This is a genomic window from Actinoplanes sp. NPDC023714, assembly GCF_040639855.1.
Classification (GTDB): Bacteria; Actinomycetota; Actinomycetes; order Mycobacteriales; family Micromonosporaceae; genus Actinoplanes.
The window spans coordinates 281,478-307,997 of record NZ_JBFAAR010000006.1 but is presented as its reverse complement, the minus strand read 5'-3'; the positions used below and the strand labels follow the sequence as shown (position 1 = coordinate 307,997).

At 71.8% G+C, this 26,520-nt stretch carries 16 protein-coding genes; 6 read left to right on the top strand and 10 right to left on the bottom strand.

All coding sequences use genetic code 11. The features are described 5' to 3' along the window. Nucleotides 1–13 precede the first annotated feature (13 nt). From AB0G10_RS27045 to AB0G10_RS27035, 3 genes are read left to right on the top strand one after another with little or no spacing between them, the layout of a single operon-like run. The gene (locus AB0G10_RS27045; RefSeq protein ID WP_360927312.1) at nucleotides 14–250 is read left to right on the top strand and encodes a YciI family protein; all 237 of its coding nucleotides are present in this window, start codon (nucleotides 14–16) and stop codon (nucleotides 248–250) included. Between the two features lie 2 nt (nucleotides 251–252). After that, nucleotides 253–561, top strand: a complete 309-nt coding sequence (locus tag AB0G10_RS27040) for a YciI family protein (RefSeq protein WP_360927308.1) — start codon at nucleotides 253–255, stop codon at nucleotides 559–561. Continuing rightward, a complete protein-coding gene (locus AB0G10_RS27035) occupies nucleotides 554–1,897 on the top strand; it encodes a sigma-70 family RNA polymerase sigma factor (protein WP_360927305.1) in 1,344 nt (447 codons plus the stop codon). The genes AB0G10_RS27040 and AB0G10_RS27035 overlap by 8 nt, the downstream gene beginning before the upstream one ends. Here AB0G10_RS27035 and AB0G10_RS27030 read toward each other — a convergent pair whose 3' ends face one another. Further along, nucleotides 1,898–3,037, bottom strand: coding sequence for a hypothetical protein (locus AB0G10_RS27030; protein ID WP_360927302.1), 1,140 nt, complete (start codon nucleotides 3,035–3,037; stop codon nucleotides 1,898–1,900). A gap of 226 nt (nucleotides 3,038–3,263) precedes the next feature. Next, nucleotides 3,264–5,075, bottom strand: coding sequence for a Xaa-Pro dipeptidyl-peptidase (locus AB0G10_RS27025; protein WP_360927299.1), 1,812 nt, complete (start codon nucleotides 5,073–5,075; stop codon nucleotides 3,264–3,266). 102 nt (nucleotides 5,076–5,177) lie between these two features. On the opposite strand from AB0G10_RS27025, the gene AB0G10_RS27020 reads away from it, so the two are divergent. Together AB0G10_RS27020 and AB0G10_RS27015 are read left to right on the top strand one after the other, a co-directional pair. Further along, the gene (locus tag AB0G10_RS27020; protein WP_360927296.1) at nucleotides 5,178–6,788 is read left to right on the top strand and encodes a M28 family metallopeptidase; all 1,611 of its coding nucleotides are present in this window, start codon (nucleotides 5,178–5,180) and stop codon (nucleotides 6,786–6,788) included. A gap of 82 nt (nucleotides 6,789–6,870) precedes the next feature. Beyond that, nucleotides 6,871–7,638: a LamG-like jellyroll fold domain-containing protein gene (locus AB0G10_RS27015; RefSeq protein ID WP_360927293.1), complete on the top strand. Its 768-nt coding sequence runs from the start codon at nucleotides 6,871–6,873 to the stop codon at nucleotides 7,636–7,638. Here AB0G10_RS27015 and AB0G10_RS27010 read toward each other — a convergent pair. The 8 genes from AB0G10_RS27010 to AB0G10_RS26975 all read right to left on the bottom strand — a co-directional run bounded on the left by AB0G10_RS27010 (nucleotide 7,596) and on the right by AB0G10_RS26975 (nucleotide 15,257). Beyond that, nucleotides 7,596–8,444, bottom strand: a complete 849-nt coding sequence (locus tag AB0G10_RS27010; protein ID WP_360927290.1) for a patatin-like phospholipase family protein — start codon at nucleotides 8,442–8,444, stop codon at nucleotides 7,596–7,598. The genes AB0G10_RS27015 and AB0G10_RS27010 overlap by 43 nt on opposite strands. Before the next feature lie 8 nt (nucleotides 8,445–8,452). Further along, nucleotides 8,453–8,755 (bottom strand): GNAT family N-acetyltransferase, encoded by a 303-nt coding sequence (locus AB0G10_RS27005; protein ID WP_360927287.1) that lies wholly within the window; start codon nucleotides 8,753–8,755, stop codon nucleotides 8,453–8,455. Nucleotides 8,756–8,797: 42 nt separating this feature from the next. Beyond that, a complete protein-coding gene (locus AB0G10_RS27000) occupies nucleotides 8,798–9,487 on the bottom strand; it encodes an HAD family hydrolase (protein ID WP_360927284.1) in 690 nt (229 codons plus the stop codon). After that, entirely contained in the window at nucleotides 9,484–10,635 is a 1,152-nt protein-coding gene (wecB, locus tag AB0G10_RS26995; protein WP_360927282.1) for a UDP-N-acetylglucosamine 2-epimerase (non-hydrolyzing), read from the bottom strand. The genes AB0G10_RS27000 and wecB overlap by 4 nt, the downstream gene beginning before the upstream one ends. Next, nucleotides 10,632–12,632: an ATP-grasp domain-containing protein gene (locus tag AB0G10_RS26990; RefSeq protein WP_360927279.1), complete on the bottom strand. Its 2,001-nt coding sequence runs from the start codon at nucleotides 12,630–12,632 to the stop codon at nucleotides 10,632–10,634. Before AB0G10_RS26990 ends, wecB begins: the two co-directional genes overlap by 4 nt. Continuing rightward, a complete protein-coding gene (locus AB0G10_RS26985; RefSeq protein ID WP_360927276.1) occupies nucleotides 12,629–13,972 on the bottom strand; it encodes a glycosyltransferase in 1,344 nt (447 codons plus the stop codon). Before AB0G10_RS26985 ends, AB0G10_RS26990 begins: the two co-directional genes overlap by 4 nt. A gap of 68 nt (nucleotides 13,973–14,040) precedes the next feature. Further along, nucleotides 14,041–14,706 (bottom strand): PIG-L family deacetylase, encoded by a 666-nt coding sequence (locus tag AB0G10_RS26980; RefSeq protein ID WP_360927948.1) that lies wholly within the window; start codon nucleotides 14,704–14,706, stop codon nucleotides 14,041–14,043. Nucleotides 14,707–14,708: 2 nt separating this feature from the next. Continuing rightward, nucleotides 14,709–15,257, bottom strand: coding sequence for a hypothetical protein (locus tag AB0G10_RS26975; RefSeq protein ID WP_360927273.1), 549 nt, complete (start codon nucleotides 15,255–15,257; stop codon nucleotides 14,709–14,711). Nucleotides 15,258–15,485: 228 nt separating this feature from the next. Between AB0G10_RS26975 and AB0G10_RS26970 the strand changes: the two genes are divergently transcribed. Beyond that, the gene (locus tag AB0G10_RS26970) at nucleotides 15,486–26,498 is read left to right on the top strand and encodes an amino acid adenylation domain-containing protein (RefSeq protein WP_360927270.1); all 11,013 of its coding nucleotides are present in this window, start codon (nucleotides 15,486–15,488) and stop codon (nucleotides 26,496–26,498) included. Nucleotides 26,499–26,520 lie beyond the last annotated feature (22 nt).

The window sequence follows — 26,520 nt, the reverse complement described above, 5'->3', positions numbered from 1 at the left end:
TTACATGCTCTGGATGCTCGAGGCTGATTCCTATCAGCGCGGGCAACGCCTCGCCCCGGCCTCGGAGGCCGTCACGGTACGGGTCCGCGACGGCGAGACGCAGGTGACCGAGGGACCGTTCGCGGACACCCCGGCACCCGTCGGCGCCTTCGAGGTCGTCGACGTGCCCGACCTCGACCGGGCCATCGCGATCGCGTCGGCGCACCCGGCCGCCGTCGAGATCCGGCCGTTCCACCCGGAGGAGCACTGACCATGAAGTTCCTGGCATTCGTCTGCGCCGACGACGACCTCCTGCTGCCCGCGTCGGAGAACACCATCGAGGAGTGGCTGGCCACGACCCCGCAGCGCGCCGAGGGGCACCGGCTGCGCGGCCGGGAGGACGCCACGACCGTACGGGATCACGGCGCCCTGGTCACCGACGGGCCGTTCGCGGACACCAAGGAGTGGATCGCCGGCTACGACATCCTCGACTGCGCGTCGGTGGACGAGGCGATAGCGATCGCGGCGAGACATCCGATGGCGAAATACGGGGCGATCGAACTGCGCCCCTTCCATGACTGATCCCGCCGGATCGACCCCCGCCGGGCCGCGGCCCGGCGGGGACCCGGCCGGCGCGCGGGAGGCCGTCGAGGCGGCCTTCCGCGGTGAGTGGGGCCGGATCGTGGCGACGCTGATCCGGCTGACCGGCGACTGGGACCTCGCCGAGGAGTGCGCGCAGGACGCCTTCGCCAAGGCCCTGACCAGCTGGTCCGTGGACGGCGTACCCCGCAACCCGGGCGCCTGGCTGACCACGGCCGCCCGCAATCGCGCCATCGACCGCCTGCGCCGCGCCGCCGCCGAGACGGCCCGATGGCGGGCCCTGAACACCATCCACCCCGAGGACGAGCCCGCGACCGAGGACGATCCCGTGCCCGACGACCGTCTGCGGCTGCTCTTCACGTGCTGCCACCCGGCCCTGCCGCTCGATGCCCGGGTGGCGCTCACCCTCCGTACCCTCGCGGGTTTGACCACTCCCCAGATCGCCCGCGCCTTCCTGGTGCCCGAGGCGACCATGGCGCAGCGCCTGGTCCGCGCGAAACGGAAGATCCGCAACGCGGCGATCCCCTACCGCGTCCCCGAGCCGCACCTGCTCCCGGAGCGGCTCTCCGGTGTCCTCGCGGTGCTCTACCTGATGTTCAACGAGGGCTATTCCACGGACCGTGCGGACCCGGCCGCCGAGGCCGACCGTGCGGATCCGGCCGCCGAGGCCGACCGTGCGGATCCGGCCGCCGAGGCCGTCCGTGCGGATCCGGCCGCCGAGGCCGTCCGGCTGACCCGCGTGCTCGCCGCCCTGATGCCCGACGAGCCGGAGGTGCGTGGCCTGCTCGCGCTCCTGCTGCTGCACCACGCCCGGCGCGCTGCGCGCACCGACGCGAACGGCGATCTGGTCACCCTGGGCGACCAGGATCGCGCCGCGTGGGACCAGACCTCGATCGCGGAGGGCGTACGTCTCCTGGCCCGCTCGCCGGGCCGCGGCCCGTACCGCATCCAGGCCGCGATCGCCGCCTGCCACGCCACCGCCCCCACCGCCGCCGCGACGGACTGGGAGCAGATAGCCGCCCTCTACGCCGAACTGCACCGCCTCACGAGATCCCCGGTGGTCGAGCTCAACCGTGCCGTCGCGATAGCCGAGTCCGCGGGCCCGGCGGCAGGCCTGGCACTCCTCGAATCCCTGAGTTCCCAGCTGGCGGGCTACTACCTGTTCCCGGCCACCAGGGCCGAGCTGCTCACCCGCCTGGGCCGTCACACCGAGGCGGCCGAACTCTACGGCGAGGCCCTGCTGCTGGCCCCCACCGACCCGGAGCGCCGCTTCCTGACCGCGCGCCTCCGGGCCGTCCGCCCGGAGTCCCCGCCGTAGCTACTTCCGCCGGACCGTGATCCCGTACAGAACGCCGAGCCCGATCAGACCGATCGCGATCGCCACGACGACGGTCCGGAACGGGTCCGCGCTGTCATATCCCTGCACCAGGCTCGCCAGCCCGACCACGATGCCGAGCGCCACCGCGATCTCGTTCCGCGACTTCTCGGCGTGATCGGCCCGGCCGGTGTGCGGGACCTCCGGCACCTCCGCCGTCGATTCCGCGACCGCTCCCAGGTGAAGCGCCATGGTCACCGGTTCGGGCACCCGGGCGGTGCCTCGGTAGACGATCGGAGGTGCCGCCGGAGTCGTCGGACCCTCCTCGCCGAGGCGGAGGCGGCGCGATCGGTAGCGGACGGCGGCGACCACCGGGACGGCCAGCAGCAGAGTCGCCGAGGACAGAATCAGGTAGAAGGTGATGGAGGCGCCGACGGTGTCCGCATGCGTCCAGGCCTGATCCGGATCCCGATCCAGGACGATCAGTACGGCCACCAGCCCGACGAGAATTCCGGCGCCGATGTGGACGCCGTAGACGGCACGATGCCACCCCCGTTTCGTGAGCCACCACTCCGACCACATTCCCGGCAGGCGCAGCAGAGCGCACAGAATGAGCGCGGCGAGAAAGCCGGCGGTGTAGTCCTCAGGTTCGAGACTCACCAATCCCGGCGTGATGAGCAAAGCGACCGCCAGCAGGAAGACCATGTTGAACCAGAAGACCGCGGAGATGGACGACAGGGCCCAGCGAAAGCCGGCATCGTGCGTGACCCGTTCATCGCCGCGCACGGACGCGCGGATCAGCGCCACGACGGCGCCCACACCGAGCCCGGCGAGGGTGACGCACGCATATGCGAAAAGCCCGACCCCCCACCCACCGGCAGTCGCGGTGCCGGTCGCAACCGGTGGCGCGGACGGCGTGGCTCCGGCCACCCCGCCCACGACGAGACCGGCGACATGGCTCGTGACCACGCTGATCTGACGCCCTCGCCGCAGGAGGTAGACCTCCAGGAGGACGGACAGCAACCGCATCGGCAGAAGGAGAATGATCGCGAGGACCACTCCGCTCAGCCATGCCTCGCCGGCCGGTAACAGGCTGGGGCCGGCCAGCACACAGCCGGCGACCACCAAACCTGCGTTGACCATGAACCTGCGCTGCGTCAAGCGCGGCCCGGAAGCATCATTCTTCTCTGATCGCACAGCCGGAAAAGCCACGCGTGGCATTGTCACTTATCGATCTTTGAAGTTGTTCCTCCGAACGGCCGGGTCCTGCCGGCGAGGGCGGGACCGGCCGGCCGAGGGCGGGACCGGCCGGCCGAGGGCGGGACCGGCCGGCCGAGGGCGGGACCGGCCGGCCGAGGGCGGACCGGTGTCAGCTGAGGCGGATCTGGAGGCTGGACAGGCTGGGCCGCACGTCCACGACGGTTCCGGCCGGGTAGCGGAGGGTGTGGTCGCGCTCGGTCGAGATCAGCACCAGGCCGATGCGGTGGCCGGCCGCGAAGACGTGGTCGGTCGTCTGCAGGTCCCAGTGGAAGGTGTATTCGCGGCCCGGCACGAGCGGCACGGTCCGGGCCGGCGACTGGCGGTTGCGGACGTCGAGCCAGCCGTAGGAGACGATCTCGAAGGGCGTCGTGGCCGTGACGTATTCGCGCTGGTTGAAGCAGCCCGGATCGCCTTCGATGCCGGGGCCGATGCAGTCCTGGGTGGTGAGGGTGCGCAGGCCCGCGAACCGGTCGGTGACGCCGTAGTCGACGAGCATGGCGGTCAGGTAGGGCGAGTCCCCGGTCAGCCCGGCCCGTACGGTCACGGACGGCGTGCCGGAGACGCGGGTCTCCCGGGGCAGCGGCCCGGTCAGGTAGGCCAGCCGGTTCGGGTCGTCGCCGGGCGCGGCCACCAGGTCGGCGGCGGTCCGGGACGGGTCGTCGACGAAGCTCTGCCGGGCGTGCGACCACCCGCCGCCGAGGGTTCCGTCACCGAGCCGCAGCGCGGCGGGCACCCCGGGCAGCGGCCAGCGCGTGGACGTCCGCCACACGTTCGGCGCGGTCTCCACGTCGGCGATCGGCTCCCGCATGATCCCCGTGTCGATCTTGTAGAGCCACTGGTCGAACCACTTGTTCAGGGTCGTGAGCCACGCTTGCCGTCGTACGTTGAAGGGGTCGGTGTGCGCGGCCTGATGCAACCAGATCTTGCGCGGCACGCCTCGCGCTGAAAGCGCGTCCCACCACTGACCGGCCTGCAGCGTCCGCACGTTGTCGTCGTGCAGGCCGTGCACCAGGAAGACGCTGGCCCGGACCTTGTGGACGTCGCGCAGATAGTTCCGCTCGTCCCAGAACGCGTTGTAGTCGCCGGTCTCGCGGTCCTGCGCCTCCTCCAGATGTGCCATGACGTCGGCGCACACTTCCGGGTTCTGCCGCGTCAGCACCGCCTTGGCCAGCACGTCGGTGTCCTCGCCCTGGAACCCGCCCGGCGCCACCACCCCGCCGTTGGCCCGGTAGTAGTCGTACCAGGACGAGATCGCGGCGATCGGCACGATCGTCTCCAGCCCGCGGACGCCGGTGGCCGCCACCGCGTTCGGCAGCGTCCCGTTGTAGGAGACGCCGATCATGCCGGTCCGCCCGGTCGCCCAGGTCGCCGCGACCGGGTTGCCGGCCGCGTCGAAGGCGCGCGCCCGCCCGTTCATCCAGTCGATCACGGCCTTGGCGCCGAGGGTCTCGTTGCGCCCGCCCGAGGTCGGGCAGCCGTCCGAGCCGCCGGTGCCGAGGCTGTCCGCGAAGACCACCGCGTAGCCGCGCGGCACGAAGTAGTTGTCCAGGTACCCGGCGAACGTGATGTTCTGCGCCCGGTCGGCGATCGCGGCCGACCCCACGGTGAGGCCGCCGTCCCGGTCGATGTCGTCGTGGTTCGGCACGTCGTTGAGGCCCGCGTAGTACGGGCTGGCCTGGAAGATCGCCGGCACCTTCGCGGCGATCGCGGGCCGGATGATCCGCACGGCGACCCGGTCCGGGGAGCCGTCGGCGTCGCTGTCGGCGGGCGACTCCACCCACACCTGCTCGCGGATCGCGGAGGCGTAGTCGTAGATCGGCTGGGTGCCGGAAGCCGGCACCGCTTCGAAAGAAGCGGAGGCGGGCGCCGTCCCGAACGCAATAGACGCGACGACCAACACGAGGGCCAAGACGTATCGCATCGCCGCACTATATCGCCAACTATCGATCACCGAGAGGATGATGCATCGATCGTCACCATCGTTTACGGTCGGCGTGTTCCGATGTGGACAGGAGAATCCGCGATGAAGCTGAGGATCTTGGCGGCCGTGGCGACCGCCACCGCCCTCGTGGTAGTCCCGGGCACGGCCGCGACAGCCGGCGGCCACGGCCACGGAGACCCATGTGCGAAAAATGCCAACGACACCTATGCCGAGCTGCTCAAGTGCGTGACGCTCAAGGGCGTGCTCGGCCACCTCCAGAAGTTCCAGAAGATCGCCGACTCCAACGACGACGCGTACTACCCGGGCTCCCGGGCGGCGGGCACCGAGGGGTACGCGGAGAGCGTCCGCTACGTCTCCGGGCTGCTGCGCAAGGCCGGCTACCGGGTCACCCTCGATCCGTTCGAGTTCCAGTTCGTCTTCCCGGCGCTGCTCCAGCAGCTCACCCCGGTGAACGCCGAGTACGAGACGGGCGCGTTCACGAACAGCCCGCCCGGCGACGTGACCGGCCCGGTCATCCCGGTCGACATCAACCTCGAGGGCGACCGCGCCACCACCAGCGGCTGCTCCGCCGACGACTTCACCGGCCTGGACTTCAGCGGGCCGAACGACATCGCGCTGATCCAGCGCGGCGGCACCCTGCCGGACGGCACCACCGCCTGCTCCTTCGTGATCAAGGCGCAGAACGCCGAGGCGGCCGGCGCCGAGGCCGTGGTCATCTTCAACCAGGGCAACGACCCGACCCGCGAGGCCCTGATCGTCGGCACGCTCGGCGACGACCCGCCGGTCACGATCCCGGTGGTGGGCGCGAGCTTCGCCGACGGCGCCGCGCTGGCGCAGGCCGGCTCGACCGCGCACGTGCGGGTGCTGCCGTCCGAGACGCGCACCGACGTCAACGTGATCGCCGAGCTGCCCGGCAGGAACCGGAACAACGTCGTGATGGCCGGCGCCCACCTGGACAGCGTCGGTGACGGGCCGGGCATCAACGACAACGGCTCCGGCTCGGCCGCGATCCTGGAGACCGCGCTGCAGATGGCGAAGATCAAACCGCAGAACACCGTGCGGTTCGCCTGGTGGGGCGCCGAGGAGGAGGGCCTGATCGGCTCGGCCGCCTACGTCGCGGATCTGACCCAGGCCGAGCGTGACCGGATCGCGCTCTACCTCAACTACGACATGGTCGGCTCGCCGAACTACATCTTCCAGGTCTACGACGCCGACGAGTCGTCGTTCCCGGCTCCGGTCGTGGTGCCGCCCGGTTCGACGGCGATCGAGGATCTGTACGAGTCGTACTACACCTGGAAGAACAAGCCCTACGACGACGCCGAGTTCTCCGGCCGCAGCGACTACCAGGCGTTCATCGAGGCGGGCATCCCGTCGGGCGGCCTCTTCACCGGCGCCGAGGTGGTCAAGACGGAGGAGCAGCAGCGGATCTGGGGCGGGGTCGCGGGCGAGTCCTTCGACCAGTGCTACCACCAGGCCTGCGACGACATCGGCAACCTCGACCTGAACGCGCTCGAGGTCAACAGTGACCTGATCGCGTTCGCCCAGCTCACGTTCGCCTACTCGACCGAGTCGGTGAACGGCGTGCCCGGGAGGAAGGTGCCCGGCAAGCCGATCAGGCTGCCGGCGCCCGCGGGTCCGCAGGGCACGTTCGTCACCGACGGCGGCGACGCCCCGCACCACCCGGAAAGCTGATTCGAAGATCAAAATCAAGGGCTCGGGCCGCAGCGTTTCGCTGCGGCCCGCTGCCTGGTCCGGGTGCGTGCGTTGATCGTACGTGGACCGCTTCCGCCCTCGCCTCGCCGTGCTCACCGGGGCCCTGCTCGTACTGGCCACTCTGCTGGCCGCGACCACGGCGGCGAGGACCCGGACCGGGTCCGGCGCCGCGTTCTGGGTTCCCGCCCCTCCGCCACCGGTCGTGGTGGCGCGCTACTCCTTCGACGGTCCCGGGGCGTCGGCCTGGGCGGACAGTTCCGGGAACGGCCACACGCTGAGACCGGTGTCCGGCAACGGCGCAGTCGCGGAGCTGGTCCGCCGCCAGTCGGGTTCCGCCGTACGATTCCCTGATCCTTGCCGGAAGGCGCCCTGCCGCCGCCTCGTCCTCCGGACCGGGACCACCGCCGATCTGAACCCCGGAGCCCGGCCGTTCCGCTACGGCGCGTCGGTGCGGCTGGCGCCGAACCGCACGAGCCGGGGGCAGAACGTGCTGCAGAAGGGCTACTCGACCGAGGGAAGCCAGTACAAGCTGCAGGTGGACGGCGACTCAGGCCATCCGAGCTGCGCCCTGGTCGCCGGCGCGACGATCCACCTGGTGCTGGCGCGGGTGAGCGTCGCCGACGACCTCTGGCACACCATCGAGTGCCGGCGGCACGGCGCGAACCTGGCGATCTACGTGGACCGGGCGGTGCAGGGCATGGTCGCGGTGCCGGCCGGCCTGTCGGTGGTGAACCAGGAGCCGCTCAGCCTGGGCGGCAAGAGCGCGTACGGCGACAACGACCAGTTTCACGGGGTGCTCGACGACGTCTGGGTGGCGGTCGGCCCCTGACGCGCCGACTCCCACTCCTTCCGCGCGGCGGCCGCCTCCTTGAGCGCCTTCAGCAGCGGCAGAGCCTCCGCGGTGGCGGCGCGGCCGGCCTCCTCGAACTCGGGGATGCGGGACAGCTCCCAGAACGCGTACCCGTCCACGTCCGGGGTCAGCACCAGGTCGGCGTCCTTCGCGAGGGTGCCGGTGCCGCCCGGCTGCAGCGTCGACACGGCCACCATGATGTGCAGGATCGTCGCCGGTGGCCGCCGCGGCAGCGGCCCCGACACGTCGACCGCCACCACGATGTCCGCCCCGAGCCGCCGCGCCAGGCCGGCCGGCACGATGTTCACCAGCGACCCGTCGACGAGCATGAGCCCGTCCCGGTCCACCGGCGGGAACACCCCCGGCACCGCGGCGCTGGCGAGCACCGCCTGAGCGACCGACCCCTCCCGCATCACCACCTCGTCACCGGTGGCGAGGTCGCACGCCACCGCGGCGAACGGCAGCTTCAGGTCGTCGAAGGTGGCGTGCCCGAGAGCCGTGTCGAGAAAAGCCCCCAGCCGGCTGGTCTCGAACAGCGCCTTCCGCGTCCGCGCCGGCCGCACCATCTTCGCCCACCGCAGCGTCTGCGCCAGCTTCACGATCTCCGACGGCGACTGCCCGGCGGCATAGAGCGCCCCGACGAGGGCCCCCGCACTGGTCCCGGTGACCACCGCCGGCTCCAGCCCGGCCCGCACCAGCTCGTCGAGAACCCCGACATGAGCCGCGCCCCGGACGGCCCCACCACCGAGAGCAAGCCCGATCCTGATCCCCGGCGTCTGATCCACAGGGGTCCCTACTTGACCTTTCGGGTGGAGCGGGCCACCAGTTCGTCGTATTCCTTGTGCTTGCCGAGCCAGTCGCTGAGGAAGGGGCAGATCGGCACGACGGTGCGGCCGCGGGCCCGGGCGTCGTCCATCACGGCCCGGGCCAGCGTGTCGCCGACGCCGCGGCCCTCGTAGGCCGGTTCGACCTTGGTGTGGGTGTAGACGACGATGGCGCCGGTCAGCTGGTAGGTGACGACGCCGGCCAGGGTGCCGTCCTCGTCGTGCGCCTCGAAGCGCTCCCGCTCCGGCGCGTCGGTCACGGTGATACTCACCCGTCCATCAAATCAGAGCGGTGGCCGCGGGCCGCGGCTCGGTCAGGTCAGCAGCGCCACCGCGGCGGTCAGGTCGCCCACCACGGCCGTGGCGGCCGGGGTGTCCGGCGCGCCGGCGTACTCCCCGGTCCGCACCCGGATCGAGCGTGCGCCGAGCGCCTGCGCGACCGCCACGTCCTTGCCCGGCCGGTCGCCGATCACGACGAGCTCGGCGGGCGGCACCCCGAGCTGCGCCGCCGCCTCGTGCAGGCCGGCCGGGTGCGGTTTGCGCGCCTCCCGGCCGCCCAGCTCGTCGGTGATCACCACGGCCGTGAAGGCGCCGGTGAGGCCGGCGGCGGCCAGCTTGGCCCGCTGGATCAGCGGGTTGCCGTCGGTGAGGCAGGCGACCGGGAAGCGGGCGGTGAGGGCGGCCAGCGCGGCATCCGCCCCCGGGAAGAGGGGCAGCCGCCGGGGACGGTAGCCGGTGAACGCCGCCACCAGGACCGGGACGAGGGTGGTCACGTCGCCGGGCGGCAGGCCGTACCGGGCGAGCGCCCGGTCGATCGTCCCGCCCCGGTCCGAGCCGGCGAGGAGCTCCCGCCGGACGGCACGGCCGAGCCGCACCGGGTCGAGACCGGCCTCGGCGCCGGCCCGGCCCACCGCGCGGGCCGCGCCGTAGAGGTACGCGGCCTGCGGGTAGAGCGTGTCGTCGAGGTCGACGACGACGGCCGTGACGCCGGCGAACAGGGTCACGCCAGGGCCCAGGGCAGCGGCCCGTCGGTGTAGTCGGGCTCGTCCAGCCGGAGCAGCGCCTCCACGGCCGGGTCGGCCAGAAGTTCGGCGACCCGCTGGCCGGTGGTGCCGTCGCCGTACGGGCAGGGCAGCGCCGCGATGTGCGCGAGCATGAGCGGCTGGCTGAGCCGGTGCGCCGCGGCCACCGCACGGTCGGCCTCGTCGTCGCTGCCGATGCCGGTGAGCACGGCCGTGCCGGTCTCGACGCCCTCCCAGCGCGGGGTGGAGCGGCGCAGCACGACGACCGGGACGCCGAGGTAGGAGGCCTCCTCCTGGAGACCGCCCGAGTCGGTGACCACGACCCGGCTGGTGGCCAGCTCGCGCAGCAGCTCGTCGTACGGAAGCGGATCCTCACAGGCCACCCCGGGCACCGCGGCGAGCCGCTCGGCCAGGCCGAACTCGGACAGCCGGGCGCCGGTCCGCGGGTGGATCGGGAACCGCACCGGGCCGATGTCGGCGAGCCGGGCGACCACGTCGATGAGGCGGGCGAGGCGGTCCGGGTCGTCGACGTTGGTGGCGCGGTGGGCGGTCACCAGGACACCGGTGCGGTCGGCCGGCGCCACCGGCGTGATGCCCCGCTGCCGCAGCGCGTCGACGACCGGGTTGCCGACGATGAAGATGCGGTCGGCGTCGACGCCCTCCTCGGCGAGGAAGCCGGCGGCCCGCCCGGTCGGCGCGAAGTGCAACTGGGCGGTGGCCGCGGCGACCCGGCGGTTCACCTCTTCGAGGCTGCGCGGGTTGAAGCTGCGCAGGCCGGCTTCGAGGTGCGCGAACGGGATGCCGGCGGCGCGGGCCGCGAGCGCGTACGCCGGGACCGTGTGGGTGTCCCCCAGCGCCAGCACGAGGTCGACCGGATGTTCCCGCAGGGCGAGGTCGGCTCCGGACAGCACGGCCCCGAGACGGTTGCCCTCGGCCGGCACCGTGAGCCGCACGTCCGCCGTGAGGCCGAGGTCGCGCTGCACGTCGCCGGCCATCGCGGCGTCGGTGTGCTGGCCGGTGTCGACGGTCACCACGGTGTGCCCGTGCGCCCGCAGCGCGGCCACGACCGGCGCGAGCTTGATGACCTCCGGCCGGGTGCCGAACGGGACGAGGATTCGTTTGCTGCTCATCGGGCGGCCCCTACGAGGTCGGAGGTGTAGAAGACTTCGCTGAAATACCTGGCCATCTGCAGGCCGGGCTGGAAGGAGAGCGACGGCAGGACCGCCGCCGGGTCGAGGATCCCGGCGACGTACGCGCCGACCACGTCGGCGCCGGCCGCGAGCGTCAGCGGCAGCCCGCCGGAGAACCGCGGGTTCACCTCGACGATCGTCACGGCCCCGGACGGGTGGACGAAGCCCTGCACGTTGGCCGGGCCGCTGTGCCCGACGGCCCGCAGGGTGGCGGCCACCGTCTCGGTGACGAGCGGCGACGCGAAGGTGGTGCCGCGGACCGAGATGCCGCCGCGGGTCTCGTCCCGCCAGCGCGGCACGCAGGCGACCAGCCGGCCGTCCCGGGCCACCAGCGCGTCGGCGGTGAACTCCCGGCCGTCGAGCCGGGTCTGCACGATCGCTGCCGGGACCGTGAAGAACGCGTGCGGCAGGTCGGCGGGCTCGTCGACGAAGATCACGTCCCGGCTGCCCCGGCCGCGCGCCGGCTTCACCACCCACGGGCCGGGCACCAGCCCGGCGGTGCCGGCGGTCCAGGCGGTGGCCGGGTGCGGCACCCCGGCGGCGTGCAGCGCGGTCGCGAACGCGATCTTGTCGAGGCAGGTCTCGGCCGAGGCCGGGTCGGGCAGCCAGGTACGGACGCCCAGCTCGTCGAGGCGGCCGGCGAGCGGGGCGAGGGCGTGGTACTCCTCGGCGACCGTGCAGACCAGGGCGAGCGGACGATGCTCGTGCATGATCGCGAGCAGGCTCTCCTCGTACCCTGGCTGGTCCGCCCGGGGAAGCACGGCGGAGTGACCGGCGAGACGAAGCCCGACCCCGTCGGGGTTGGCGTCCAGAGCGAGAACCTCGTCGCCGGCCGCCTGCAACGCCTGGATGACCGCCACCCCGGCCGGACCACCAGCACCCGTGACGGCGATCAACCGCCCGGTCCTGGCGGGCGACGCGGGCGAAGCGGCCGGGGCGGGAGATCTCATCAGCCACGCCCGCGCCCACAGCCGCAGCGCGACCACGTCCTGGCTGGCGACCGGTTCCCACTGCCGGGCCGCCACCGCGTCGGCGAGCGCGTCCAGCACCCCCAGGTCGGTCTCGTGCGTGGCGACCGCGAGCAGCGTGGCGGTGTGCACGCCCAGACCCTTGCCGGCCAGCTCGCGGACGATGGAGGCGCGGCGGGCGGCGTTCTCGTGGCCGACCCGGTAGTCGACGCGGGTCCGCTCCCGGCGGCGGGCCAGCCGGGCGGAGAGCGCGCGCGGCAGGATCCTCCGGTGCAGGAACGCGGTCACCTGGACCTTCGGGGCCTTCGGGGACTCGTCGAGCGGCACGCGATGGCCGAGCCCCGGACGCGCCCAGGCCTCCGGCCGGTCCGCGGTGTGCCGTCCCGTGTGGTCCTGCTCGGCGCGCTGGGCGTCGTACATCGTCATTCCGATCATGATGAGCAGTCCGATCAGGGTGTAGGCGAAATTGATGACCGCGCCGATCCAGTCGTGGAAGAAGACCAGCGCGTCCACCGCGAAGTAGCGTCCGGCCAGCAGCGACAGCAGGAGCCTGAGCTGGTTCGCGGCCAGCACGAAGACGCTCGCCACGAGGAAGCCGGCCAGGACCTGGGGCCGGCCGCGCAGGACGATGACGGCGAGGGCGGCCAGGGCCAGGACGCTGGACAGGATCGAGCAGGAGCCGGTCATCGTGGCGGTCACGGGTTCGAATCCGGGGCCGAAGACGATGAAGGAGTCGCCGAGGGCCGCCGACACGCGGTCCACGCCCATCGCCAGAATGATCTGTTCGCAGATGCGGACCTCGAAGTGGCGGGCCCAGTCGATGAAGAGGATGTAGCCGCCGACGCAGCCGGCCACGGCGAGGGCCATCTCCAGGATGACGAGGTGGCGGCGGCGGGCGGTCGCGGTGGGGACCCTCTTGCGCGCGCGGGAGTGCAGGGCATGATCGAGGCGGCGGGCGACGAGGGTCATGCCGCATCCGACATAGGCGACATTTCCGAAATTTCGGGCTTTTTGTGTACGAGGGGAATGGTGCTCGTCGCGCCCGACCGTGCCGTCTTGGACCAGCTGTAGGTCGTCCCCCACATCCCGTCGAAGTACGCCTTGGTCGCGGTGAGGATCGACATCCCGAACGCGGGGATGAACCCGACGAGCATCCACACGGCCTTGCGCGACACCCGCCCGAGAACCAGCCCGACGGCCAGTTCGGTGAACGGCCCGGCGAACAGCAGCGCCGACAACGAGATCATCTGCAGGAACGAGGACCCGCCGATCCCGAACGCCCGCAGCCCGATCAGCACGAGCCCCAGCCCGCACAGGACCGGGACGTGATACACCCAGAGGAAGAGGATCGTCTCCAGCTTCTCCATGGCCGACAGATGGCGGCTGAGCAGGACCGGCCGCCAATAGTCCCGCAGGCACTTCTGATGCCCGCGGGCCCACCGATACCGCTGCCGCCAGAACCGGCTGTTCGACAGCACCGCTTCCTCGAAATCCACGGCGGTCGAGTCGTAGCGGACCCGGTAGCCGTCCAGGAGAAGGCGCAGCGTCAGGTCGGTGTCCTCGGTCACGGTGTGCGGATTCCAGCCGCCCAGGCCCCGGATCAGATCGGTGCGGACCGCGCAGTTCGCCCCACCGTAGGCGGGCAGCTCGAAGAGGGCCTGCCGGCCGTACTCGTTGACCAGATATCCCGACAGATAGTCGATGAAGATGGTCGAGGCGAGATTCGATTCGACGCCGTTGCGGACCACGCAGCGGCCCATCACGGCGCCGACGCGCGGGTCCCGGAAATGCCGGACGAGCCGGCGCAGCACGCTCGACTCGGGCTGGTGGTCGGCGTCGAAGATGACCGCGATCTCGGCGTCGACGAGCGCCAGGGCGTCGTTGAGGGCGCCGGACTTGCCGCCGCCGGCGCCGGGCTCGCGGTGCAGCACCCGCAGCCGGGGGTTGGCCTCGTGCCAGGCGTCGAGCTTCGCCCCGGTGCCGTCGGTCGAGGCGTCGTCGACGACCACGACCGTCAGCTTCGACGGCGGGTAGGACAGGTCGAGCATGGCCGCGACCATGCCGTCGACCACCAGTTCCTCGTCCTTGCAAGCGACCAGGACGGCGATCGACGGCGTCCAGGTGTCGATGCCGATGACGGGCGCGTCCAGGTCCCGTTCGGCCCAGCGGGCCGCCGAGACCGCGAACGCGAGATGCCGGAAGAAGAAGAGCAGGAACACGACGTTGAGCACGGTCGCCGCCCAGCCGAGCGTCCGGTCCACCCCGAACAGCGCGAACGCCGCCACGGTGACCAGGGCATGGCCGAGCAACCCGCGCCTGGAGTGCCCGGGAACATGGCGGTGGCGCCCCCTTCCGGCAGGGGGCGCCACGCCACCGGTCACGCGGCGACCATCTCGGCAAGCGAGGAGGCTTGATGGGGCAGGGTGATCGGCGGCGCCAGGTCCCAGACGAACCGGGCCGGCATGAACGCCTCCGCGAACCGCACCCGGGCCTGCGCCCCGAAGTGCCGGGCCGACGCCGCCACCACCTCCGGGTCGACCATGGCGGACGCCTCGACCTGGCTGTGGTGGCACGCCAGCGCGTCGATCTTGCGGTCGAGGTGCGCCGAGATGTCCACGTAGACGGTCGGGTCGAACCGCGTGGTCGACGGGCTCCGGTAGTGCAGGATGCGCCGGCTGTGCCGGGCCGCCGAGAGGGTGGCCGCCGCGACCGCCCGGTGGTCCTGGTGCGAGTCGTCCGGCGCGTGCACGTAGACGACGTCCGCCTCCACCTCGCGGATCGCCCGCTCGATGATCGCCACGGTGGCGGCGTCCGGGGTGACCGCGCAGTCCTCGAGGCCGCCCCAGACGAGGCCGCAGTCGAGGCTGCGGGCGGCCGCCTCGGCCTCGGCCCGCCGGCCGCCGACCAGTCCCGGCCCGTTCTGCCCGCCGGTCACCACGAGCATGGTGACCCGGTCGCCCGCCGCCCGGTGTGCGGCGAGGGTGCCACCGCAGCCGAGCTCGATGTCGTCGGGGTGCGCGCCGATCGCCAGGACGCTGCGCATCGTCACGGCTGGGCCGCCGAGCGGCGCTTGCGCCAGAAGAAGATGCCACCGCCCACCAGCGCGGCGATGAGCAGCGCGAGCAGCGGGCCGGATCCGTTGCCGCCGGCCGGCAGGCTCACGTCGCGGCCGCAGGTCGGCTTGTTCCAGTGCGCCGTGACGGTCTTGCCGCCGACCTTCCAGGTGATCTGGGTGTCCTTGGAGAGCCAGCCGGTCGCGAACGTGGCCTTGTGGGTGCCCGGCTCGAAGCGCGTCGTCACCTTCGCGTCGGTGCTCTTCGTGGTGCCGATGAGCACGACCTTGTTGTTGTCGCCCGCGTCGATCTTCCCGGTCTTGCCGGCGGTGCTGACGTAGCCGAAGACCGCGCGGTAGGTGCCGGTCTTGCTGTCCTGCACGACGCAGTCGCAGGTGGGCGTGCCGGAGAACGTCTGCCACGTCGCGGCGGCGGGCGTGGAGTTCAGCACGAGTACGGTCGCGATCGCCGCGACGAGCGCGGCTCCGGACGCTGCGAGCAGCGCGCGGCGCCGCCGCAGTGACTGGGGCACGAGACTCATGGGTTACCTCCGCAGGTTCTCCGGACACGCCGGGTGGCGCGTCGTACCCATCGGCCTCCCCAGGCCTCGCCTGAGTAGCGGGCGGGTTGCACGGTCTTCACCAAGGGTGTGCCGAATTCGCCCGCCCTTGCAGCGAAATGCGCGATTCGGCCTCGGCTTCGCCTTCGGCACCTGTTGCTTCGGGTACGGCCGGAGCACCGTTGATGATCTTCGGTACCGTTCCGGGACATGACGCTCACCGATGTCCTGGCGCGCGCCGCCGCGGAGGCACCCGGCCAGGGGATCGTGCACGCCGGCGACGTCGAGCGCTTCGTCAGCTACGCGGAGCTGTGGGCGGATGCGCTGCGGGTGGCCGGCGGGTTCCGGGCGGCCGGGCTCACTCCCGGCGAACCGGTGCTGGTCGTCGCCGCGGACAGTGCCGATTTCGTGGCGCTCTTCTGGGGGGCCGTCGCCGCGGGACTGGTCCCCGTACCCCTGCCCCCGGAACCGGACCGCCTGGCCGCCGTCTGGCGTCACCTGGAATCGCCGGCCCTGGCCGGCGATGACGCCCTCGCCGGCGCCCGGCACCTGCCGCTGTCGTCGCTGCGTGCCGCCGCGCCACTACCCGCCCCGCACCCGGCCGCCCCCGACGACCTGGCACTCCTCCAGTTCTCGTCGGGCAGCACCGGCGCACCGAAGGGCGTCGAGCTCACCCACCGCAACGTCGTCGCGAACCTCGAACAGGCCGCCGCGGCGACCGGCGCCGACGCGTCCGACGTGGTGGTGACGTGGATGCCCTACTTCCACGACATGGGCCTGATCGGCACCCACCTCACCCCCGTGTATCTGCGCTGCCGCCAGGTGCGGATCAGCCCGCTCACCTTCGCGAAACGCCCGTGGGTGTGGCTCGAGGTGGCCGCCCGGCACCGGGCAACCCTCCTGTCGGCGGCCAACTTCGCGCTGGCCCTCGCGGTGCGCCGGGTGCCGGACGCGGTACTCGACACGATCGACCTCAGCAGCGTGCGCCTCGTCATGGTCGGCGCCGAACCGATCTCGCCGGCCGTATGGCGATCGTTCGCGGACCGGCTGGCCCGGACCGGTCTGCGGTCGTCGGCGCTCGCTCCGGTCTATGGGCTCGCCGAGGCGACGCTGGCCGTGGCGTTCCCGCCACGGGGTGAGGTCGCCTCGCCGGTCCGGGTCAGCCGGGCGGCGCTGGCCCGTGGGGTTGCTGTTGCGCCTGTCTCCGGCGGTGCGGCCGTGGAGTTCATGGATGTCGGGTATCCGGTTGCCGGCTGTTCGATCCGGGTTGTCGACGAGGTCGGGGGCGTCCTCGAGGACGGGTTGGTGGGGCGGATCGAGGTCAGTGGGCCGAATGTGACCCGTGGTTATTTCCGGTCATCGGTGGTGGCCGTGGTGGGCGGGTGGCTGCGGACCGGCGACCTGGGATTCATCCGTCACGGGCGGCTTGTCGTGACCGGCCGGGAAAAAGACGTTATTTTCGTGAATGGCCGGAATTTTCATGCGTCCGATCTCGAGGAGGTAGCCGCCGCGACTCCGGGTCTCGGCGACGGCCCGATCGCGGTGGTGGGGGCCACCGATCCTTCATCCGGCCACGAGATCGTGGCGGTGCTCCTGTCGAAGCCCGCGGTCCGCACCGACCCGTCCGCGGCCGAGCGTGCCCGCCGGAGGGTGGCCGAGGCCCTGGCCTACGACGACGTCCGCGTCGAGGTGGTCCCGAGAGGCACCTTCACCAGGACGACGAGCGGAAAGCTGCGCCGCCACCTCCTGCGCGACCGCCTCCTCGCCAAGTCCTCCTCCGCGCCTCCCCTTCCCGCAGCCGCCCTCCCCCTCGCCTCCGCCAAGCCCTCCTCGATGGAGGAACTCGTCCGGGCGACCTGGGCCCGCGTCCTCGGCGTCGACCCCACCACGATCGCCCCCGGCGACCGCTTCCTGGAGATCGGCGGCTCCTCCCTGAAGGCCATGGAGGTCCTGGCCGACCTGGAGGACGCCCTGGGGCGCACCCTGGACCCCTCCCTCCTCCGCGACGGCGCCACCATCCCGGCCCTGGCCGACCGCCTCCTCTCCGCCCCGATCCAGCCCGGCCCCCGTCCGGCCTCCTCGAGCACCACCGACCTGGCCGTCATCGGCATGGCCTGCCGTTTCCCCGGAGCCGACACCCCCGAGCAGTTCTGGGACAACCTCGTCAACGGCCGGGACGCGGTCACCGAAGGCGGCGCCTTCCTGGCCGACCCTTCCCTCTTCGACGCCGCCTACTTCGGCATCCCCGACGACGAGGCCCGCCTCATCGACCCGCACGCCCGCATCTTCCTGGAGCTGGCGCACGAAGCCCTGGAGCAAGCCGGCTACGCGGGCCCCCGCCGCCACACCCATCGCATCGGAGTCTTCGCAGCGGTAGGCGAATCCGCCTACCCCGACCTCATCCGCGAGGCCATCCTCAGCACCCCGCACGCATTGACCGGAAGTCTGCGCAACCTGACCCCGGCCCGGGTGGCCCACCTCCTGGACCTGCGCGGCCCCGCCGTAGCGATCGACACGGCCTGCTCCTCGGCCCTGGTGGCCCTGCACACGGCCCGCCTGAGCCTCCTGGCCGGCGACTGCGACATGGCCATCGTCGGAGGAGTCAACCTCAACCTGACCACAACCGGTCAGACCCTCCTGGCCGAAGCCCAGGCCCTCTCCCCCACCGGCCGCTGCCGGGCCTTCGCCGACGACGCCGACGGCTTCGTACCGGGCGAAGGCGGCGCAGCACTGGTCCTGACCCGCCACCGGCCCGAGGCCACCGACCGCGTCCTTGCCCTGATCAAGGCGACGGCGGTCAACAACGACGGCCGTTCGCTGAGCCTGATGGCCCCGAACCCGCTACGCCAGAGCGAGGTCATCACCGAGCCCTACCGCCGCGCGAACCTGAACCCGGACGACGTCACCTACATCGAGGCCCACGGCACCGGTACCCCGGTGGGCGACCCGATCGAGGCCCGCTCCCTCGCGAAGGCCTTCCCACCCCGCCCGGACGGCACCCCGCGCTACCTGGGCTCAGTGAAGACCAACATCGGCCACCTCCTGAACGCCGCCGCCATGCCCGCCCTCATCAAGGTGATCCTGGCCTTCCAGCACAGCGAGCTACCGCCGTCCCTGCACCACACCACCCCTTCCCGGCGCTTCGATCTGGAGGCAGCCGGCCTCCACCTCCTGACCGAACGCCACCCCTGGACAGGCAAGCTCGCAGCCATCAACAGCTTCGGTTTCGGAGGCACCAACGCCCACGCGGTCCTGGCCCCACCCCCAGCCGCCAGGGAATCCCAGGCAACCACCAAGCCCGCGCCGGCGGCCGAGCCCTCAGCCACCACGCCGCAAGCACTCACGACCCCCACACCCGCCGGCCCACAGCCGCCCACCGCCTCCTCAGCCGCCAGGTCCGGATCGGTGGGCCCTCACCTGCTGACCGTTTCCGCCCATTCCCCGAAGGCGCTGGCAGCCCTGATCAGCGACCTGGCCGAGCACCTCCGCACCCACCCCGACCTCCCCGAACACGACGTCTGCGCAACGGCCTCAACGTCCCGCGACGATCACCCGTACCGTCTCGCTCTGATCGCCGAAGGCGACCTCCCCGCGCGCCTCGCCGCAGCAAGCGCGAGCCTCGGCACGAGCAGCGCCCCCGGCACGGGCAGCACCCACCGCACAGACCGCGTCCCTCGGATCGCCTTCCTTTTCCCCGATCAGATTTCGGTAGCCGACGCGATCGCCGAATCGTCCCAGTTGCGCGCATATGGCATCCATCCAAACGTCATCGCCGCCGAGGGCAGAGGCGCCTGGGCGGCCGTGGCAGTGGCAGGAACCCTCACCCCGGCCGAAGCGATCAAGCGAGCCGCCACCGAGCCGGCCACCCAGGCCACCCACGCCGCCGAGCCGACCGCGCCCGCCGCCGAGTCGCTGGTCGCAGCCGTGGAACGCCTCAAATCGGAGGGCTTCGACACTTTCGTCAGCCTCGGTTCCGTCGACGTCGCGGCATCGTCCGACGCAGGCGCCGTGCTGGTCGCCGGCTCCACCCCTCGCGAACTGCTGCGGCTCGCGGGCGAACTCTGGCAGCGCGGCGCCACCCTCGACCGGACACATCTCGACGAAGGCGCTACTCGGGTACCGCTACCGACCTACCCCTTCCAGCGCCGCCGCCATTGGATCTCCCCACCGGCGACCCTCGCGACCCCGAGCTGGTCGCCCGCACCGCTGACCGATTCCGAACCGAGTGGCGAAGTGTCCGTTATGCAGGGACCTTTCACCGCCATGACAGCACCGGAGACCGGTCACCTCCTTGTCATAACGGACAACGCCCTGGTCACCGGGATAGGAGACGAGACCCACGACCCCCTTCAAGCGGTCACCATCGGACTCGCCATGGCGTGGGCCGACGAGAACCCGAACCTCGGCGTCCGCATCGTCGACCTCTCCACGACCGACTCCGATCAGGACCGTCGAACAGCGATCGCGCAGGAGTCGGCGGCGCCACCGACTCCGGGACCGGCGACGATCGTGGCGTGGCGGGCGGGCCGGCGATGGCAGCGGACCTTCAACCCCGCGGCCACTTCCGAACCGGCGTCGCTGCCGGAGGACGGCAGTTATCTGATCGTCGGCGGCGCCGGCGCGGTGGGTACGGCCATCGCCCGTGACCTGGCCCGCCGGGGACGACCTTCCCTGCTGCTGGGGGGCCGTTCCGAAAGGCCTGAGGCACTACTGGCGGAATTGCGGGAACTCGGCGCCCGGGCCGAATACCGGATCGCCGACATCACCGCGGAATCCGACGTGGCGGCCCTGACCGAGGGTCGGTCGTTCGACGTGGTCATCCAGGCGGCAGGCACGGTCCGACCAGGCAGTCTGCGTTCCAAATCGCCCGCCGAAATCGGGGCGAACACGGCGGCGAAGGTCCGGGGAACCCAGCTCCTCGCCGCAGCGGTGGCCGATCAGCGCCCGCTTTTCATCGCCCTGTCGTCGATATCGTCGGTGCTGCCGGGAATGGCCGGTGCGATAGGCGACTACGCGGCGGCCAACGCATTCCTGGACTCTTTCGCGACCGTCCAGCACGCGGCCGGCCACCGTTTCATGGCCGTCAATCTGCCACCCCTCTCCGGCGGCGGAATGGCAGCGAACCTGAACGGCGGGCTCCCGACATCCGAGGTTCCCGACCTGCTCAGGGCGGCCCTGGCCCTCGACGCTCCCCAGGTCTTGATCACCCCGTCCGCGCAGGCCGACGCCCCTCGAGCCTGGATCTCCCCGCCCGCGCAGACCAACGCTCCCCAGGTGCTGATCGCCCCGTCGCGAATGCCGGCCGGGCCGTCGCGCCAGAGCGCGCAGGCCGTCACGCCCCCAGCGGCCCCAGCGGCCCCGACCGCCCCAGCGGCCCCGACGGCCCCAGCCGCGCCAGCGGCCCCAGTCCCTCGGAGCATCGACCACCCCGTTGTCACGCCCGACATATCGGATTTGTCGGGCGTGACGACCGCGTCCCGCAACGAACTCGCCGCCCTCCTCCGGGAACTCCTCGCCACCCCGCTCGACCGCGAACCCGCCACCATCGGACTCGACGAGCCGTTCCTCACCCTCGGCCTCGACTCCCTGACCGCCGTGGACCTGGTCAAAGAACTCGAAACCCGCCTGAATCGAACCCTCTCCACCACCCTCTTCTTCGAGCACCGCACCGTCGGCGAGCTGGCCACCCACCTCGCCACCAGCACGGCACCGCCTACAGAGCGTCCGAAAACGAGCATCGACAAGCGACCGCCGAGCTTCCCACTGAGCCCGGTCCAGCGCGCCTTCCACACCGCGGGCCGCCTCTACCCCGAGGTGCCCGCCTACGCATACGTCCGGCAAACCATCACCAAACCGCTCGACCCCATCCGGCTTCGGACCGCGTTCCTCACCCTGCAGCAGCGCCACCCGATGCTGCGCGCCCGCCTCAACGCCGACGGCCAGCGCTTCACCACGACCGATTCGGTCCACTGGTTCACGGTGACGGACCTGACCGGCCCGATCGAGGAGCTCGAGGCCGGCCTCCGGAACAGGACATTCGACCTCGATCACGAGCCTCCGATCCGCGCGGTGCTCGCCCTCGATGGGCCGGATCGGTCACACCTGATCGTGGTGGCTCACCACGCGGCCGCCGACGGCTTCAGCCTCGCGATCCTCGGCGACGAGCTGTGGTCGCTCTATGCCGGTTCGGCGCCGGCCGCGTCGCCTGCGGCGACCTTCGAGGATCACGAGCGCTTGGGTACGGGTCCAAGGCCGGCCGACATCGATCATTGGAGACGGGCCCTCGCCGATTATCCCCGGCTGGCGCTGCCGTTCGAGGGCTCGACTGAACCGCAGCCACCCTATGCGGTGCACCAGCTCTCCCTGGACGCGGCGACGGCAGCAAACCTGGAGCTCACGGCAAGGAACGCCGGGGTATCCCCGTTCCATCTGCTGCTGGCCGGCTATGTCCGATGCCTGTCGCGCTGGGCCGGCCAGACGGCGGTCCCGGTCCTCGTGGCCCGAGCCGGCCGCGACGCCCGCCTGCCCGGAATCGATCGCATGGTGGGTCCCTTCGCCGACACCCTCCCGCTGCTCGCCACGGTCGACGAGGACGAGCCCGCAGTCGTACTGGCCGCCCGTCTCCGCGACGCCTGGCTGATCGGCGAACAGCACGGCTCGGTGTCGACGGTGGACCTCGCCCGCCTGCTCACGGCGAACGAAAACGGTCCCCGGACGGCCAGCCCGGCAAGTTTCAGCTTCGCGAGGTTCCCGTCAGCAGGCGTGACCGCTGCCGATCAGGTGACGGAGACGTTCGCCGGCACCGCCTCGGCAGCGACCCGCCTGGGCCTCGTCTGCTTCGAGGCGCACGGCACCCTGCACTTCTCGTGGAACTACCCGGCCGCCCTCTTCACCCAAGAGACCATCACCCGGCTAGCAGCCGACCACCTGTCCGAAATAGCCCACCTAGCCACATCAGAGCTCCCCGCGCCGCCGGCACAACCGCCCTCCCTGCCGGCCCCGCTGATCCCGCCAGCACCACTTGCACCGGCGAAGGACACGCAGGGCGCAACACCCACGAAGGACGCGCAGGATGCAGCGACCGCGAAGGACGCCCAGGGAGCGGCGACCGCAAGCGGCGATCCAAGTTCGGTCGTGGAACGCATCCGAGCCCAGTGCCGGCGAACCCCCGCGGCGACCGCCGTCCTCACCGACGGCCGGCCGCTCACCTACCTGGACCTCGACCTCGCCTCCGACCGGGTGGCGGCCCGCCTGGCGGAGACCGGCGCCAACCGGATCGGCCTGATGACGGGCCGAGGGGCAGAAACGGTCATCGGGCTCCTCGGAATTCTCAAGGCCGGAGCCGCCTGGCTACCCCTCGACGCGACCCACCCACCGGCCAGACTCATCGACCAGCTCCACCGGACCGGCGCAACCGTCGTCGTCTGCGACCCGTCGACGCGCGCGGCCGCCCGCGCGTTGGGAGAAACCAGGGCAGGCGCGACCGCGGAGAACACATCCGAGCGGCTCACCCTCGTCGACACACGAACGGCACCGCTCGGGAGTCCGCTTCCGATCAGCGTGTCGGCGGACGACGTCGCCTACGTCATCTTCACCTCGGGGTCGACCGGGCGGCCCAAGGGCGTGCCGATCACGCACCGGGCGATGGCGAACTACCTGGACTGGGCGATCACCGAGTTCGGATATCGGGCCGGTGACCGGCTCGCCCAGACGGCATCGATCTGCTTCGACGCGTCGGTGCGACAGCTGCTCGCGCCACTGCTCGTCGGCGCCACCGTCGTGACCTGGGACGACGCCACCCTCCGCGACCCGGAGCTTCTCCTCGACCACATCGAGCGGGACCGGATCACCGTGTGGAGCTCGGTGCCGACGCTGTGGGAGCGCCTCCTCAGAGCCGCCGAGAAACGAGCCAGCGACACCACAGAGCCAAGACCCCATTTGTACGATCTCCGCTGGGTCCACGTCGGCGGCGAGGAACTCTCCCCGGCCCACGTCCGCCGCTGGTTCGACCTGTTCGGGAACGGTCAGCGGATCACCAACCTCTACGGCCCGACCGAGACCACGATCAACGCCACCTTCCACGTGATCAGCGAACGGCCCGGCGACGACGTGCTGCGTCTGCCGATCGGACGGCCCGTCGGCGGAGCCGTCGTCGCGGTGATCGGTTCCGACGGGCGGCCGTGCGGACCGGGTGAGATCGGCGAGCTGTACATCGGCGGGATCGGGCTGTCCGGCGGCTATCTCGGTGATCCGGAACAGACAGCCGCCGCGTTCGTGGAGCGGGACGGGCGGCGCTGGTACCGCAGCGGCGACCGCGCGGTCCAAGACGCCGATGGCGTGCTCTGGTTCCGGGGCCGGGTCGACGACCAGGTGAAACTCCATGGCTACCGGATCGAGCCGGGCGAGGTGGAGGCCGTGCTGCGACGGCATCCGGCGATCGAGGGTACGACCGTGCGCGTCGAGTCCGGCCGTCTCCTGGCCCGGATCGAGCCCCGCCCCGGAACCGTCCTCCCGACCGAGATGGATCTGAGGGCGTTCGCGCGGCGGTGGCTGCCCGCATACCTGGTCCCGTCCCGATTCGAGACCGTCGCCGCGCTCCCGCTGTCCCCGACCGGCAAGGTCGACCGCACTCCCCTGTCCGCAACCGAGCAGCTCCTCGCGAAGGTCTGGTCCGACCAGCTCGACGTCCCGTCCGTGGGCCGCGACGACGACTACTTCGCCCTGGGCGGCGACTCGATCAGCGTCCTGGACATGTTCGCCATGCTGGAAGGCGAGCTCGCCGTCCTCCCCCGCCCCGCCGTCATCTATCAGAACCGGACACTCGCCGCCCTCGCCGCCGTCATCGACGACACTGCCGGCCCCGGAGAGGATGGAGAGAACGATCTCCGGGAGCCGACCGGCGGCTTCCCTCTGACCGCCGGCCAGCGTGGCTACCTGCTGGCCGATTCGGTCGGTACGCCGTCGACCTGGCTGGCCGCCCCGCGCCTGCACGGGCCACTCGACCTCGACCGTTTCCGACAAGCCGTGGACCGGCTCGTCGAGCGCCATGCGATGTTGCGGACCGTGTTCCTGCCGGACGCGCGGCCGCCGCTGCAGCGCGAGCTGGCGTCACCCGGCCGGCTGACCGTCGAGTACGAGTCGCACCCCCGGCCGCTCGCCGACGAGCTCGCCGCCGAACGCGCGCGCCGCTTCGACCTCACGGGCTGGCCGCTCCTGCGCCTGCGGCTGCTCCGGATCACGGACGGCGAGCACGTGCTGATCATGCACGCGCACCACCTGATCGGCGACGGCTACAGCGTGACGCTGCTGGTCAGGGAGCTGTTCGCGATCTACGACGGGCGGGCGCTGCCGCCGCTGAGGTCGAGCTTCCGGGACTACGCGGCGCTCATCGGCGGCCTCACCCCGGAGGTGGTGGAGAGCGATGTGCTGAGCCACGGCACGGTCTCGACCACCACGTTCACGGTGAAGGGCCGGAGTCCGTTCTCGGCGGTGCTCACCTCGTACCATCGCTCTTTGGCCCTGGTGACCGGCTCGCCGGAGCCGGTGATCGGCGTAGCGGTGACCGGTCGTGACCACGCTCTGCCCGACCTGCCCCGCATCTTCGGCCCCTGCGCGACGGCGGTGGCGGTCCGCCCCACCCCGGCCGGCGCGATCAAAGCGACCGACGCGACCGACGCGACCGAGGCGACCGAGGCGACCGAGGCGACCGAGGCGACCGACGCTGACCTCGGCGTGACCGAGAACGACATGACCATCGCCTTGGCCGAGGCCCGCTCGAAGACGTTCATCGCACCGCGGGGATGGCGCTTCTTCATCACCCATCTCGACTTCGACGCCCTCGGGCCGCTCCGGGGCGAAAGTCTGCGCCTGACCTGGGACGACGTCGAATCGGAACTGATCGTCCCGCCCGGTACCGAGGTCATGCTCTCCACCCGCCCGATCGGTGACAATCTGCGCCTGACGCTGCGCGGCCGCATCCCCGCCGCGGCGCTGAACCGGCTGGCGGACGAGCTACGCGCCGATCTGGATCGGACAGCGGCCGCCGACGAGCGGAGGGTCGCGCTCGATGCCGCGCTGATCGGCTACCTTCCCGCGCCGGCACAGCTCACGGAATTGATGGGTGCGATCCCGGACCGGGACACGATCAGGGCGGCCCTCTTCCCGGACGGCCGGCCCCGGCTGCTGGAATCGGTCACCACACCGCTCGGCCGATCGGGGTTCGTGTGCTTGCCGAGGTTCGCCGACGAGCTGGGCAGAAGCGACGAGCTGGGCGGAACCGGTCTCGCGGCCGACACCGCCGCCGCCGTGGACCTGGCCGCGGAGCACGGCGCGCGGACCGTCTCGCTGGCCGGCATGATTCCGGCCCATACCGGCTACGGAGCGGCGGTCGTGCCGCACGTCCGATCGTCGGCACGGATCACTACCGGTCATGCCGTGACGGCGGCGTCGGTGGTGCGCACCGCCCTGGCGGCGCTCGCGGCCCGGGACCGAACCCTCGCCGGCTGCACGGTGGCGTTCCTCGGAGTGGGATCGGTGGGCGGTTCGTCCCTGCGCCTGCTGATGGACCACGCCACCCGCGCGGCCGAAAAGGATCAGCCCGCAGCCCTGATCCTCTGCGACCTGCCCTCGGCCACCGACCGCCTCGAAGCCCTCGCCGCCTCGATCCGGCACCCGACCACACCCGACCAGGCCACACCCGGCCAGGCCACGCCAGACCAGGCCACGCTCGATCAGGCCGCGACCACGGACCGACCCACCGAAGATCCGCCCATCACGATCGTCACGGCTACGCCGCAGGCACCGGACGAGGTCTACGCCGCGGACCTCATCATCGCGGCCACCAGTGGCGGCCCCGGAACTCTCGACGTCGACCGGCTGCGGCCGGGGACGATCGTGGTGGACGACTCGTTCCCGCACTGCTTCGACACCGGGAAGGCCCTGGCCCGGATGCGGGAACGCGGCGACGTCCTGATCGTCGGCGGCGGCCTGCTCGACTGCGGGCCGTCGACCCGGGAGATCGCGCCCGGCCTGCCGGACGTGACGGTCGGCATCCCCGGCACGATCGCGTCCTGCCGGCTGGAGTCCCTGCTGCACGCGGCGACGCCCGGACTTCCCGAGGTGATCGGGCCGGTCGATGCCGATCGTGCGGCGGCCTACCGGGACGCCCTCGACGACGCCGGCGTCCGCGCGGCCCCGCTCCACCTCCTGAACGAGCTGCTGTGACCGCAACGAGCTGCAGTGAGCG